At 52.3% G+C, this 13,615-nt stretch carries 13 protein-coding genes; 4 read left to right on the top strand and 9 right to left on the bottom strand.

All coding sequences use genetic code 11. The features are described from left to right. Positions 1-29: 29 nt before the first annotated feature. The 4 genes from V7P87_RS06795 to V7P87_RS06810 all read right to left on the bottom strand — a co-directional run bounded on the left by V7P87_RS06795 (position 30) and on the right by V7P87_RS06810 (position 6,012). Positions 30-3,503, bottom strand: a complete 3,474-nt coding sequence (locus V7P87_RS06795; RefSeq protein WP_333796760.1) for an AAA family ATPase — start codon at positions 3,501-3,503, stop codon at positions 30-32. After that, on the bottom strand, positions 3,500-4,795 hold the full coding sequence (gene sbcD / locus V7P87_RS06800) for an exonuclease subunit SbcD (RefSeq protein ID WP_333796761.1): 1,296 nt from the start codon (positions 4,793-4,795) through the stop codon (positions 3,500-3,502). The genes V7P87_RS06795 and sbcD overlap by 4 nt, the downstream gene beginning before the upstream one ends. Positions 4,796-4,894: 99 nt before the next feature. After that, on the bottom strand, positions 4,895-5,515 hold the full coding sequence (locus V7P87_RS06805; protein WP_333796762.1) for a glutathione S-transferase family protein: 621 nt from the start codon (positions 5,513-5,515) through the stop codon (positions 4,895-4,897). 122 nt (positions 5,516-5,637) lie between these two features. Further along, a complete protein-coding gene (locus V7P87_RS06810; protein ID WP_333796763.1) occupies positions 5,638-6,012 on the bottom strand; it encodes an MmcQ/YjbR family DNA-binding protein in 375 nt (124 codons plus the stop codon). 217 nt (positions 6,013-6,229) lie between these two features. Between V7P87_RS06810 and V7P87_RS06815 the strand changes: the two genes are divergently transcribed. Both V7P87_RS06815 and V7P87_RS06820 read left to right on the top strand, forming a co-directional pair. Next, complete coding sequence (locus V7P87_RS06815) at positions 6,230-6,652, top strand: hypothetical protein (RefSeq protein ID WP_333796764.1); 423 nt, start codon at positions 6,230-6,232, stop codon at positions 6,650-6,652. 94 nt (positions 6,653-6,746) lie between these two features. Continuing rightward, complete coding sequence (locus V7P87_RS06820) at positions 6,747-7,427, top strand: glutathione S-transferase family protein (RefSeq protein WP_333796765.1); 681 nt, start codon at positions 6,747-6,749, stop codon at positions 7,425-7,427. Positions 7,428-7,538: 111 nt separating this feature from the next. Here the strand turns inward: V7P87_RS06820 and V7P87_RS06825 are convergent, their stop codons facing one another. Continuing rightward, on the bottom strand, positions 7,539-8,399 hold the full coding sequence (locus tag V7P87_RS06825) for a DMT family transporter (protein WP_333796766.1): 861 nt from the start codon (positions 8,397-8,399) through the stop codon (positions 7,539-7,541). A gap of 149 nt (positions 8,400-8,548) precedes the next feature. Further along, positions 8,549-8,968: a DUF2141 domain-containing protein gene (locus V7P87_RS06830; RefSeq protein WP_333796767.1), complete on the bottom strand. Its 420-nt coding sequence runs from the start codon at positions 8,966-8,968 to the stop codon at positions 8,549-8,551. A 253-nt stretch (positions 8,969-9,221) separates the two neighbouring features. On the opposite strand from V7P87_RS06830, the gene V7P87_RS06835 reads away from it, so the two are divergent. Continuing rightward, entirely contained in the window at positions 9,222-9,767 is a 546-nt protein-coding gene (locus V7P87_RS06835) for a hypothetical protein (RefSeq protein WP_333796768.1), read from the top strand. Positions 9,768-10,031: 264 nt separating this feature from the next. Then, positions 10,032-11,282 (top strand): DUF2235 domain-containing protein, encoded by a 1,251-nt coding sequence (locus tag V7P87_RS06840; RefSeq protein WP_333796769.1) that lies wholly within the window; start codon positions 10,032-10,034, stop codon positions 11,280-11,282. Positions 11,283-11,395: 113 nt separating this feature from the next. Here V7P87_RS06840 and V7P87_RS06845 read toward each other — a convergent pair whose 3' ends face one another. The 3 genes from V7P87_RS06845 to modB are packed head-to-tail and all read right to left on the bottom strand — an operon-like array spanning position 11,396 to position 13,607. After that, positions 11,396-12,208 carry a TOBE domain-containing protein gene (locus V7P87_RS06845; RefSeq protein ID WP_333796770.1) on the bottom strand — a complete coding sequence of 271 codons (813 nt, stop codon included), beginning with the start codon at positions 12,206-12,208 and terminating at the stop codon, positions 11,396-11,398. Positions 12,209-12,225: 17 nt separating this feature from the next. Then, a complete protein-coding gene (locus V7P87_RS06850; RefSeq protein ID WP_333796771.1) occupies positions 12,226-12,897 on the bottom strand; it encodes a sulfate/molybdate ABC transporter ATP-binding protein in 672 nt (223 codons plus the stop codon). A 38-nt stretch (positions 12,898-12,935) separates the two neighbouring features. Next, positions 12,936-13,607 (bottom strand): molybdate ABC transporter permease subunit, encoded by a 672-nt coding sequence (gene modB, locus V7P87_RS06855; RefSeq protein WP_333796772.1) that lies wholly within the window; start codon positions 13,605-13,607, stop codon positions 12,936-12,938. Positions 13,608-13,615: the final 8 nt, after the last annotated feature.

Genomic DNA, 13,615 nt, shown 5'->3' on the forward strand with positions numbered 1-13,615 from the left:
TCCAACAAGATCGGCCGCGCCCGGCGTTTTTAGCCTGGCAGTAGCAGCTGGCTCCAGCCGGAACCTGCTTGTTTTTGCACCCTGATTTGCACCGGGATCCGCTCTTTCAACGCTTCAACGTGGCTGATCACACCAATCATTTTGCCGCTGCTTTGCAGACTATCCAGCGCGGCCAACGCGGTTTCCAGCGTATCTGGGTCTAAGGTGCCAAAACCTTCGTCCAGGAATAACGATTCAATCCGGGTTTTATGGCTGACCAAATCGGACAAGGCCAAAGCCAGCGCCAGACTGACCAGAAAACTTTCACCACCGGATAAAGTTTTGGTGTCGCGCACTGCATCGGCCTGCCAGCTGTCCAGCACCTGTAATTCCAGTTCACTGTCGGCTTTGCGGCACAACTGATAACGGCTGTGCAATTTGTCCAGCTGGCGGTTGGCCAGTTTTAACAATTGCTGCAGTGTTAAACCCTGGGCAAAACGGCGGTACTTGGCACCATCGGCCGAGCCTATCAGGCTGTTCAGCTTTTGCCAGTCCTGATAGGTATCCTGCTGCTGTTGCAACTGCTGATACAAGGCCTGTTGTTGTTGCGCCAGCTGCTGTTGTTGTTTTTGCTGCTGGCGGATTTCACCCAGCTGCTCACTGAGCTGTTGCTGCTGTTGTTGCAACTGGTGCTGCTGTTGCTCCAGCACCGCCAGCTCCGGCAAGGCGTCAGCTTTGCTGGCTTCCAGTGCAGCCAGCTGCTCAGTGGCCTGTGCCAGCAAAGCTTTGGCTGAGGTTTCGGCGTCCTGTAATTGCTGTTTTTGTTGTTGCAACTGCACCAGCTGCACTTCGCTGAGCTGGGCGGTAATAAAAGCAATTTCAGTGGCAAAAGGGCTGGCCGCCAGCGCCTGCTGCCATTGTTGCTGCGCCGCCAGAAGCTGCGCTTCTTGCTGCTGTTGTTGTAATAACAAACTGTGCTGCTGGCCCAACAGCTGCGCCAGCTGCTGCTGTTGTTGCTGCCACAGGCTGATTTGCTGTTGCAGCAGCTGCTGCAAGGTTTCGGCGGATGCAGCCGGCTCAGGCTGCGATAATTGCTGCTGTAGATGCACACCCTGCTCTGTGCTGATGGCCTGCCAGTGCACCAATTCGGCCTGCGCCTGAGCCTGCAGCGGCATCAGTTGCAACAACTGCTGCTCCAGTTGTGTGCGCTGTTGCTCCTGTTGTTGCCAGAGTTTCAGCTGCGCCTGCCAATGCTGCTGACGCTGTTGTAGCTCTGCCAGCCAAAGTGCGGCGGGCTTGTGCACAACAGGCGCATCACCGAGCTTTTGCAGCTCGGCACTCAGTGCCTGCAACTGAGCTTCCAGTTCAACACCAAGCCGCTGCTGTTCATCCTGATGTTGTTTTTGCTCTTTTTGCAGCTGCAGATAGTGCTGGCGATCCAGCGCCAGCTGCTGACCCAGCTGCTGCACATTCAGTTGTGCCTGCTGCAATTGTTGCTGCGCCGCCAGAAGCTGCTGCTGACTGTGCTGATATTGCTGCAGTTGCTGCTGTATTTGGGTTAACGTCCGGCTCAGCTGTTGTTGCCGTTCTTCCAAAGGCGCCAGTGTCAGACTCTGGGTACTTTGTTGCACCAGCATCAACAGCTCAGCGGGCAGCGCCAGGGCCTGCAGCTGATGGCGGATATTCCCTTGCTGCTGTTGCAGCTCCTGCTGTTGCTGTTGCCAGAGTGCAAGTTCGGTCTGTAACCGGGTTTGTTGTTGCTGCGCCACTGTGCCCTGCTGTAAATATTGCTCCAGCAGCTGTTTGGCCTGCTGCAGCGCCAGTTCAGCGGCATTGGGGCTGAGCTGCTGATAAGTCTCGACAGCCGGATGTTCGGCGCTGCCGCATAACGGGCAAGCTTCCCCTGGCTGCAAATTGGCCCGCAGTGCCGATAATTCGGTAATTTTCAGCTGCTGCTGAAAAATAACCTCTTTGTCTTTGACCACTGCTTCCTGCTGTTTGTAGGCCTGACGCAGCTGTGTCACCTGCTGCTCCAGCTGCTGTGAGCGCTGTTGTTGCTCACTGCTTTGTTGTTGCAACTGCTGCACTTTGGTCTGTAGCTGGCAAAGTTGCTGCAGCTGCTGCAGCACCTCGGCCAGTACAAAATGCTGTTGTTGCAGTTGCTGCTGTTGTTGCTGCAAAGCGTCGGCATCCAGCAGTTGCTGCGCCGCGAGCAACTGCTTTAGCTGTTGTTCAGCTTTGGCTTGTTCAGTCGCAAACTGTTGTTCCTGCGCCTTTTTCTGTTGACCTGCCAGCGACAGCTGCTGCAGCTCAGCCTCAAGTTTTTGCTGTTGCTGCGCTAAATGGGCCAATTGCTGCACCCGCTGCTCAGCCTGCTGCCAGGCCGGTTGAAAAGCGGCCAGTAATTCGGCCAGCATGCCGGCAGAAAGGCGGCCGGACAGCTGCTGCTCTAAAGTGGCCAGCTCAGCTTTGTATTGCTGGTGCTGCTGCTGTAACACTGTGTAACGCTCTGCACTCAGCTCTGCGATCTGTGCCAGACTTTGCTGCTGCGCCTGTGCCAGCGGCTGATAAAGTTGCTGCCACTGCTGTAACTGCAGCTGCGCCTGTTCTTGTTGCTGTCTGGCCTGCAGCAGCGCCTGATACAAAGGTTGCAGCCGCGTGACTTCAGGATAAGTTTCCAGCTTGGCCAGGCCCACTTTGGCCTGCGCCATCGCATCCTGCGCCTGCTGCAGTTTTTGCCCGGCCTGCTGCTGTTGCAACAAGGCCTGCTGCTGTTGCTGCCACCAGTTTAACTGCGGCACCAACCTTTGTAGTTGCTGTTGCAACTCTTGCTGCGCCGCGCTCAGTTGTTGTTCCCGAGTTGCCAGCGCCGCTAATTCTTCAGCGCCAAGCAATTGCATGCCCTGCAATCTCGCCTGGGTAAGTTTTTGTTCGGTTTCCAGCTCACGGCATTGGGCAAATACCTGCATCGACAGCTGACCATAAATTTCGGTGCCGGTCAGCTCTTCCAAAAGCTCAGCCCTTTCATTGGCGCTGGCATTTAAAAAAGCGGCAAAGTTGCCCTGCGACAACAACATAGAGCGGGTAAAACGGGCAAAATCCAGCCCGGTTAATTGCTCGGTCAGTTTTAGCTTTTCCGAACTTTTGTCGGTTAAAATCTCACCATCCAGTTTGGCCAGCTCTACTTTGGCGGCCTGTAGATTACCGTCCAGCGCACCACGGGAGCGGCGCTGACTCCAGAATGCACGGTAACCCTGGCCCTGCACCGAAAATTCCACTTCGGCCAGACATTCAGCACTGTGCCGGCTCATCAGCTCGTTGCTGCTCTGACTGAGCAGCTTTAATCTGGGTGTTTGGTGATAAAGCGCCAGGCAAATGGCATCCAGCAGGGTACTTTTGCCAGCGCCTGTCGGGCCGGTAATGGCAAATAAGTTCGAAGTAGCAAAAGCCGGGTCGCGAAAATCAATTTTCCATTCACCACGCAAGGAGTTCAGGTTTAACAGCCGCAGCGATAGAATTTTCATCCGGCCACCTCAGTTTGTTTTAGCAAGATGGCGGGATCGGTTGTTTGAACCACAGATTGTTGTTCGGCCAGCTGCTCTAACGCCAGCTGATGCAACTGGGTTAAACGCTGATTCAGCTCAGGTGTCAGCTCTTCCTGCAACAATCTGGCGCTAAACACATCGGCGACTGTCAGCTCCTGCAACGAAGGGTCGGCCTGCAACAAAGGAGTGGTGCCGCTGCGTCTTTCCCGGCGCAGTTTTAATAGCTCAACCGGTAAATCCGCCAGCTGCTGCTGTAATTGCAGCTGAATGTCCGACAACAGCACATCTTCACCACAAAGCACCAGCTCCAGCCACAAAGTTTGCCCGGGCGCGAGCTGCAACAGCGCCGGCTGGAGTTTAGTGGCTAAAGAAGCCAGGTCAGAAGTCAGGCTGAGCAAAGGCTGAAAACAGGGCACCTGAATACTGCGAACCTCAGGCTTGGTGTTCTCTGCGCTGAACTCAACCAGCAGCAACTGTTTTTGCTGGCTGGCTTCATCAAAACTTAGTGGAATTGGCGAGCCGCAATAACGGATAAATTCAGAACCCGCCACTTTTTGCGCCTGATGAATATGGCCCAACGCTATATAGGCAAAAGGGGGCAAGGCGCTGGCCGGTAAAGCTTCCAGCGTACCTATATAAATTTCCCGCACCGACTCTGTGCTGCTGGCCCCCACAGTGGTCAGATGGCCGGTGGCAATCAGCGGCAGCTGGCTGTTACCAAGGGCAGTAGCATAGTCTGCTGCAGCCTGATACAACTCCTGATAAAAACTGCCAATTTGTTGTTGCAGCTGCTGACTTTTATCACTGGCACTCTGGCCGGCCTGACTTTTGCCGTCCTGACGCTGCGACAAATCCCTTGGCCTTAGAAACGGCACAGCTGCCAGCACGGCGCCGACTTCACCGTTTTTGTGTTTTAACGCAATCAGGTGTTGCTGAATATCGGTTTGATAACCCGGCACCACATGGGTGTGCAGATATGTTAATAAAGTGGCGCTTTCCTGCAGCACTGCTACAGAGTCGTGGTTGCCGCCCAGCAGCACCAGCTGCACCCCTGTTGGCTGTAAATCCACAATCAGCTGATGGTAAAGTTCGCGGGCATAACTGGGTGGGGTGGCGCTGTCAAAAATATCCCCAGCCACCAGCAACACATCAATATCGAGCTGGATAATTTGTTGTTTTAACCAGCGAAAAAACGCCTGATGTTCAGCCTGACGGCTTTTGCCGATAAAAAACTGGCCAAGATGCCAGTCGGAGCTATGCAGGATCCGCATAAAAACCAAGCCCTGAAGGAAAATCAGGGCTTATCATAACCGTAAAAATGGTAAAAATGCAGAAAGCTGAACCTATGGCCTGAAGCCGCGGCCAGCACATCAGGCCAAAGTAGCTGCGTCTGCTGCGTCTTTGGCACGTGCCTTCACAACCGCAGGACGCTGCTGAAAACGTTCAATATAAGCAGCTACTTCCGGTGTTTTTGCCAATAAACCAAACTGGGTGATCCAGCTTAATGCAGAACCCCAGAGCACATCGGCGGCGGTAAAACGCTCGCCCAGCCACCAGGGGCCTTTACTGAGTTGAGTACGAACCAAAGCTTCCACTGCTTCAACACTGCCATAAGGGCTCATGCCGGGTGAACCACTGTCGCGTTTTTGTGCTTTATCTATCATGGCAGGTTCAAAACTGCTGCCATAAAGCGCCAGCGCCCGTAAATAAGGACCACGCAAGGGGTCACCCAGGGCCGGGCTTAGGTTTTTGCCTGGCGCCAGTTCAGCCAAAAACTGCACTATGGCAATTTGTTCACTGACCACTGCATCGTCTGCCAACAGGGTGGGCACTTTACCCAGCGGGTTCGCTGCCAATAAGGCTTCAGGTTTGTTTTTAAAATCAACCAATTCAATAGCGCATGGTAATTCAAGCTCTTCCAGCAGAATACGGATACAGGAAGAGCGGCTTTGTGGATTGTGAAATAACTTCAGTTGCGGGCAGCTTGTCATTTGCGTTTCCTTTGACAGTAAAAGACCTGCATTACCGTAACCGCAGCACATGACAACAACCAGCGTGAAAACAGCCATTTTTTAAAGTTGGCTGGCAATTTTCGCCTTTTTGCCATCCGATTTCAGGATGAACAGAGCAGCGGTCTTTTTGCTTTGGGCAAAGTGTTTACCACCAGCTGATAAGACTGTTCAATCATACGTTTGACTTCATTGTCCGGCACCGACTTATCCAGCAACACTGTATTCCAGTGTTGTTTATTCATATGGTAACCCGGTGTGATGGCCGGAAAAATTTGCCGCAGCATTAGTGCTTCAGTCGGGTTGCATTTTAAATTAATACTGGCCACTTTCTCCGGCGCGCCCGGCAGCAGGTTTTCACTTAAAATGGCAAATATTTTCCCAGCCACTTTGTACACATAAATGTCCGGGCCAAAAGGGAAATCTTCACTACTTTGCAATTGCATCAGGCAATAATCACGGCATTGCTGAAAATCCATCTGCTGCGCCTCCTTTCGGTTCTGCTGTATTGCTGGCCTATCTCAACCGCCCAAAATGCAGTGTAACACTGCCCTGGTCTGATGGGATCAGGGGGCAGGCATTGCAGCAGCTATCCGCTGAATACAAGGTTGTTGCCAGCAAAGAGGCTCTGCAGGCACAATCACAGAACCTGGCCGGAACTGTCTGGCATGGTCTGCCAACAAGGAGTCAGTTTAATTGGCCAATCTATTGTTATTGATAGCGGCCGGCGCCAGCACTGTAGCGGCGCTGTTACATCTGGCTTGTATTGTATTGGGTGAACGCTGGTACCTGTTTATGGGTGCCGGCTCCCACATGGCTGCACTGGCAAAAGCCGGTCATCCTTATCCAAGCCTGGTCACGCTGGCCATTAGCCTGATACTGCTGATCTGGGCTTGTTATGCGTTGTCAGCAGCAGGCCTGATCCGGACCTTGCCCTTGCGCAAAACAGCCTTAATACTGATTAGCCTGCTGCTCATAGCACGGGGCCTGCTGTTTCCGTTATTGATGCCGTTTTTCCCGGGCAACAGTATGACATTCTGGTATCTGAGCTCCGCCATTTGCCTGTTGCTCGGCAGTTGTTTTGCTATCGGCGGCTGGCTCAAGCGGCACCAGCTCTGAACACTACATTTCAGCACAATTTTGTCCGCAAACGCCTCTTGAGCCTGATGTGCTGAGGGCGTACTGTAACCACTTCATTAGCAAGGAGGTGTTTGTGTATCAGCTTTATATCGCCAACAAAAACTATTCGTCCTGGTCATTACGGCCCTGGTTATTGATGACCGAACTGAACATTCCCTTTACTGAACAACTGCAACAGTTTCTGCCGGATAACTTTGCCAACTTCAGTCGTTTTTCGCCCACCGCCAAAGTGCCTTGTTTGCACGACGGCAGCACTGTGGTGTGGGAATCGCTGGCGATAGTCGAATATTTAGCGGAGCGTCATGCCGGAGTCTGGCCGGCAGATGCCAAAGCCCGTAACTATGCCCGTTGTGCTGCCAGTGAAATGCATGCCGGTTTTTCTGCTTTGCGTAATATCTGTGGCATGAACTGTGGGGTCAGGGTCAAGCTGCATCAGTATCCGGCAGCTTTGGCCAAAGATGTGCAGCGTATCGATACTTTATGGCAACAGGGTTTAACTGAATTTGGCGGGCCTTTTTTAGGTGGCAACCAGTTTAGCGCCGTGGATGCATTTTTTGCCCCTGTGGTGTTTCGTATTCAGAGTTATGGCCTGGAGCTCAGTGCTCCGGCCATGGCTTATGCCAAACGGATACTGGCCTTACCCGGCATGCAAAGCTGGTACCAAGCCGCGCTGAACGAAAGCTGGCGCGACCAGGGCCACGAAGATGAAATGCGGGCCTCTGGCATTGTGGTGTCTGATTTACGCTTGAGCTGATTGCCACCGAACTTGCAATAAAAAAACCGGCGTTTTGATAGCGCCGGTTTTTATTTTTCCATGTGCCTGCTTGCTGCCAATAAGGCTGATCACAACCCTTTTAACAAAGCATTAACGCCTTTCCTGCCAAATCAGATAAAGACCACTGGCCATAATCACCGAAGCGCCAATGAACAAAGTGGCATCGGGCCAGACTTGCCATAACAGAATATCAAAACCCAAACCCCATACCAGCGCCGTATATTCAAAAGGTGCAATGACCGAAGGGGGTGCCAGCCGGAAGGCTTCGGTAATAAACACCTGGCCAATAGCGCCGGTTAAACCAATAGCCAGAAAATAAGGCCAGTGTGTTGCCTGCAGCGGTTGCCAGTCGGGAATGGCCAAAACACCGGCCCCAAGACCAATCATTGTCATCAGCCAGAACACCATATTGCCGCTATGATCGGTTTTAGCCAGAATGCGCACCGTAATGGCGGAAATGGCATAACAGAGTGCCGACAACAAAGCCGCCAGTGCACCTAAACTCAGCAGCTGATCACCCTCAGGTTTAAGCATATAAAGCACAGCTGCCATGCCAACAGCGATAGCAACCCATTGCCTTGGCGCCACATAATCTTTTAACCACCACACCGACAACATAGTGATGAGCAATGGCGCGGCAAAAAAAATGGCATAAGCGTCAGCCAGCGACAGGGTTTTTAACGCATAAATAAAAGCCGCCAGCATCACCACACCCAATACAGCGCGGAAAATATGCAAAGACCAACGGGCATCCAGCAAATGTTGCAACCTGTTGCCGTGCCACAGCCAGGCCACAATAAAGGGCCAGGCGCAAGCGGCACGCAAACAGGTGATCTGCATCGGACTATAATGGCTGGTCAGCGCTTTCATACTGGCATCCATACCAGAAAACATAAAAACGGCCAGCAACATGGCAAGGATGCCATGCAGAGGTTTGTCGGTGCTGTGCATATCAGGAAGCTCAAATCAGAAGAGCCGCCAGTTTAACACAAGGTAAGCCCAGGCCGACCAGACTCCGACAGCAAGCCAGGGCACTTTGTCGCAATAACTGCTGCAGACTGAAATCAACCGCAATAATCCCCCTGCCGCTGTCAGCATCATTAATGCAGCTGAATGGCTAACTGCTGATTGGCACTGACCGTAAAAGCGGCTTCGCTAAAACTGGCCGGACCAAACTGACCACCATTATTGCTAAAACCATAACCTTCGGTCGGGATACCAAACATATTTTTGTCCAGCTCACCATTGTTGTTTTCGTCATGCATAATTTTAATGGCATAAGTACCGGCCGCTAAACCGTCAAACTGCAACTGCACCTTGTTGCTGCTGACCGCCACTTTATGCACCGCCACCGGCTGCTGGCCAGCTTCATAATTGGCTTCGTTGTTATACAAAGCAACATGCAAAGTGCCTTGTGGGTTTTTGAGCTGATGAATATTCAAATCCAGCTGATAAGCCGCCAGCGCCTGACAACTGCCGAACAATAATGCCGCCGGAATTAATAAAGTAAAAAGTTTCATTGTTTGCATCCTGTGTTGTGGCATCCACAGTGAACACCATGGCGCCATTCTAGGCAGGTGCTAACACCAAGGCAGGTGCCGGAAGTCACGATATTTCCGCCCAAAATAAATGACTTCCGGCCTAATGACGGGCACGTCAGGCTCAAACTTCAGCACTGACAAAAATCCGCCCCCTGATAACTTTTCTTACATTCTTGCGCCTTGGTTTATGCAATCTACGCACTACACTGAGTGTTCTTCAGGGAGCAGCAATATGATCAAAACCACAACACAACAACAGCAATGGATCCTGACGTTAGTCGCCAGTCTCTATATCTGGACCTTATTGATTTTTGAACATCTGAACGGCGGAGTGGTCAGTCACCATCTGCTCAATCAACCGGATTTACCGGCCATCTCCAACTGGTGGGGCGCGCTGCTGATGCCGGTATTAAGCTGGTTTTTATTAAACCGGATTTACCGCAGGGTACATCATCCTTATCCGGCAGCAGTGCTGGGCTCTTTTGCTGCCGCACTCAGTTTTGGTGTATTGGTGTCTGTGTTGTTTTTACAAGGCAGGGAACAGGTGCTGTCGCAACTGATGCTGAGCCTGCCGCTGCTGGCATTGTTTTTCCCTTTGTACCGCGCCGAATTTTTATTGGGTTTTGTGCTGGCGATGAGTTACACCTTTGGAGCCTTGCTGCCGACGGCTTTTGGTTGTGTGCTGCTGCTGATGGCGGCAGTGATGTATAAAGCGGTCCGACCGGTATTTTTATATCTGTTTGACCTCGTCACAGGCGCAAAAAAAACCGCCAGCTAAGCACAAACAGCCCCTTTGCTGACCCAATACCACAAAGGGGCTGTCGCTGAATGAGCGCTTGAATTTGTAACAAAAATTGTTCTTCGTCTGACCGTTTCCCGCCCGCTTCTGCTGCGTTTTACTTTTGCCTGCTGCACTACAAGCCGCTGTTTTTTAAAGCAGCTCGCTGCAGTCACAGCTCCGTCACCTATACTGCAGAGATGCAGATAAGCATGCCGTGCTGCATAGGAGGCAATCCCGATCTTTTGCCAGCGGAGGCACTGTATGAAAACGAAAAAACGAATTGTGATTTGTTGTGACGGTACCTGGAACGAACCGGATCAAAACCCAACCAATGTGATTAAAATTGCCCACCATCTGGCACCGGTGGACAAAAATGGCATCCAGCAAGTGGTGTTTTACGACCAGGGCGTGGGCACAGGTGGCGCTGTTGATAAGTTTATTGGTGGAGCCACCGGCAAGGGCATCGAAAAAAACGTGCTGGATGGCTACCGTTTTATTATTCATAACTACGATCCACAGGATGAAATTTACCTTTTTGGTTTTAGCCGGGGAGCTTATACCGCCCGTGCTATTGCCGGCATGATCAACGCCATAGGTCTGCTGCCCAAAGATCATTGGGAAAAACTACCTCAGGCTTATCAGTATTACCGTACTGAACCTTCCAAAAGAAACACCAGGCAGTACCAGGACAATCACAGGCCCGACATTCAGATGATTGGCGTTTGGGACACTGTGGGCGCGCTCGGCGTGCCAACACCCGGCCTTCGGCAGTTGTCAAAATCACTGGTCAGTTTTTTTGATACCGAAATCAGCCCGCTGGTGCGCCACGCTTACCATGCTCTGGCACTGGATGAAAAACGGGGCCCTTTTGCCCCTTCGATCTGGACCGGCGATTTAGCCGCCAATCAAGTGGTGGAACAATGCTGGTTTGCCGGTGTGCATTCAGATATTGGCGGTGGTTATGAAGACCACAGAGTGTCAGATTTGAGCCTGGTGTGGATGGTGGAAAAAGCCAGTCAGCTCGGGCTGGAATTTGATACCCGGGACCCGGTTTGGCAAGCTTCGGTGACACCCAGTGCACTGGCACCTTTGCACGACTCTTTTGGCAAAGCACACCAGTTGTTTGGCAAAGTGATGGACAGTCCCTATATCCGCAAAGTGGCAACACCACCAGGCCAGGGCCATCTGATGCAGGTGCATGACTCGGTGTTTGAGCGCATGCAAGCCAGCAATTACCTGCCGGAAAGTCTGAAACTACCGCCACAGCACCTCAGTGGCAACCGCCGCCAGTTTGACCGTTTCCAAACCTTTGCCACTCAGACCAGACTGGCTGTCGGCGAGCAAAACCACCCTTGTGCACTGGAAAATTACAGCCCGGGCATGGGCGCTGCGATCAGAACCAAAGCCAAACTTCAGCTCAATACTTTGGTGGATTTGCTGGTCGGTAAACAACAACTGAAACTGCAATGTGTCTGGGCCGCCAATGACAGATATGGGCTGAAGCGGATGTAACACAGTGCTACACAACGAAAGCTAAACTCTGAAAAACCACCCGCTAACAGGTGGTTTTTGCTATTTATAGGTACAATATTGTGCCCTGCAAAAGCATAACAGCAGCGAATTTTTTACGCAGGCACCGCAATAATGACGCTGGACGCCTTAAAAGCCACGCTGACAGGCGCCCCTTCACAAAGCGCCATCAGCTCTGCACTGACATTGGTTAGAGTGGCGCTAATACTGGTGCTGCTGCTCAGTGCCACCAGCACCTCGGTACTGACCATACCCGGCACCAGCGTGCTGATCCGGCCGGTATAATAATTGCGGGCCGAAGTTTTGATGTTCTGCTCTGCACCGAGCAGGATCACGGCACTGGATTTTACCAGCGCAAAAGCTTCAGCATTCGGTGTTAAGCCAAGCCGCTGGCAGCTGTCGTCGGTGATCACAGCAACCACCTCGACACCATCGGCAGTGCGCAGTGTAACCTCACTATTTACCATACCGGGTTTCATGCTGACCACTGTGCCAAAAAACTGATTTCGTGCGCTGGTTTTCATACTGAGCCTGCGTAACAACAGCATATCGTCCAGCAAGCCGCCGGTCTGACTGGAGATATCCGTTAAATAACGCTGATGTGCCGCCTCAAGTTGCTGAAAATTTGCCACCAGTTGCCGGCCACGCTCAGTCAGTTGTGAACCGCCTCCGCCTTTGCCACCGATAGCCCTGGCCACCAGCGGTGTACCGGCCAGATGATTCATGGCTGCAATGCTGTCCCAGGCAGTTTTATAACTGACACCGGCAGCTTTGGCGGCATGGGTGATAGAACCACATTTGTCGATTTCACTCAGCAGCAACACCTGCTGTTTGCCGCCTAACACCTGACCTTTCACCAACAACTTTAAATCCGCTTCCAGGCCAAAAGTAGGGTTGAGATTGTCCATGCTGTTCCTTCCCGGCGTTATTCAGCCGTGGCTTGGCTTTTCAGCCGCCCCTGTGCTAATTCAATAACAGTTTGTCCAAGCACCGCCGCATCCTGTTCATCATGGGTGATCAATAACAGCGGCAACTGCAACTGGATTTGCAGTTGTAATAAATCAGCACGCAAGCTCTGCCGCAGTGCTGGATCGAGAGCGGCAAAAGGTTCATCCAGCAACAGAGCTGCGGGTTCACCGACCAAAGCTCGCGCCAGCGCCACCCGCTGTTTTTGGCCGCCCGACAGCTGATGTGGATACAGCAGGGCATATGGGGTTAACTCAAAACGCTCAAGCCAGAGTTGTACCTGCGGATGCTGATGCAGGCGGCGTGGATTCAGCACACTTGTATTAAGTGCAAAACCAATGTTCTGACTGACATTCAGGTGCGGGAACAACGCATAATCCTGAAACAAATAACCCAACCGGCGCTGCTGCGGCGGCAGGTTTACACCAGCCTGATGGTCAAACAACAGCTGACTGCCAACCTGCATCCGACCGCTGTCGGGCTGCAATAAGCCGGCAATAGCTTTGAGCGTCAGACTTTTACCAGCGCCGGAAGGGCCAAGTAATACCAGCCGCTGTGCATGGCTTTGAAAAGCAACATCCAGCGAAAATGCACTGTCGGCAAAATGTTTTTTGATGCGGATCTCAAACAAAATAACCTCACCCCCACTTAGATTTGCCAGCTTTCGGCTTAGCGGCCTGACTGTTGGTATTTTGGGGGTGTCAGCAGATTCGCCACCACCAGCAACAACACACAAAGCAGCGAAGTGACTAACACCAAATCGTTGGCGCTGCTTTGTTCACCCGCCTGCACAGCTTCATAAATGGCAATAGATAAGGTTTGGGTTTTACCCGGAATACTGCCAGCTAACATCAGGGTGGCACCAAATTCCCCCATGGCCCTGGCAAAAGCCAGCATTAAACCAGCCAGAATACCGCGCCAGGCAAGTGGCAAGCTGATACGGCAAAATACCGCAAAATTACTGAGTCCCAGCACTTTGCCCGCCTGGATCAGCTGCGGGTCCATCGCCTCAAAAGCAGCCCTGGCGGGTTTTAGCACTAACGGAAAAGTCACCACAGTTGCCGCCACAATAGCGCCCTCAAGAGTAAAAATCAGCCGGATGCCAAACCAGCTTTCCAACCAGGCGCCCAGGGTGCTGTTGCGACCCAGCAGCACCAGCAGGTAATAACCCACCACTGTGGGTGGTAGCACCATGGGCAAAGTCAGCACAGCTTCAAACCAGGATTTACCGGCAAAATTACGCCGCGCCAGCACATAGGCACAAGCACCGGCCAGCAGCAGGTTTAGCAATGTCGCCACGCTGGCGACCCAAACCGATAATTGAATGGCGCTCCAGTTCATGCCAACTC

Origin of the sequence: Rheinheimera sp. (assembly GCF_036782235.1) — a bacterium.
Lineage (GTDB): Bacteria > Pseudomonadota > Gammaproteobacteria > Enterobacterales > Alteromonadaceae > Pararheinheimera.

What these genes read in the sequence shown, in the direction of transcription:
- V7P87_RS06795 (WP_333796760.1), bottom strand. Translation starts at nt 3,503, where the DNA reads ATGAAAATTCTATCGCTGCGGCTGTTAAACCTGAACTCCTTGCGTGGT.
- sbcD (WP_333796761.1), bottom strand. Translation starts at nt 4,795, where the DNA reads ATGCGGATCCTGCATAGCTCCGACTGGCATCTTGGCCAGTTTTTTATC.
- V7P87_RS06805 (WP_333796762.1), bottom strand. Translation starts at nt 5,515, where the DNA reads ATGACAAGCTGCCCGCAACTGAAGTTATTTCACAATCCACAAAGCCGC.
- V7P87_RS06810 (WP_333796763.1), bottom strand. Translation starts at nt 6,012, where the DNA reads ATGGATTTTCAGCAATGCCGTGATTATTGCCTGATGCAATTGCAAAGT.
- V7P87_RS06825 (WP_333796766.1), bottom strand. Translation starts at nt 8,399, where the DNA reads ATGCACAGCACCGACAAACCTCTGCATGGCATCCTTGCCATGTTGCTG.
- V7P87_RS06830 (WP_333796767.1), bottom strand. Translation starts at nt 8,968, where the DNA reads ATGAAACTTTTTACTTTATTAATTCCGGCGGCATTATTGTTCGGCAGT.
- V7P87_RS06835 (WP_333796768.1), top strand. Translation starts at nt 9,222, where the DNA reads ATGATCAAAACCACAACACAACAACAGCAATGGATCCTGACGTTAGTC.
- V7P87_RS06840 (WP_333796769.1), top strand. Translation starts at nt 10,032, where the DNA reads ATGAAAACGAAAAAACGAATTGTGATTTGTTGTGACGGTACCTGGAAC.
- V7P87_RS06845 (WP_333796770.1), bottom strand. Translation starts at nt 12,208, where the DNA reads ATGGACAATCTCAACCCTACTTTTGGCCTGGAAGCGGATTTAAAGTTG.
- modB (WP_333796772.1), bottom strand. Translation starts at nt 13,607, where the DNA reads ATGAACTGGAGCGCCATTCAATTATCGGTTTGGGTCGCCAGCGTGGCG.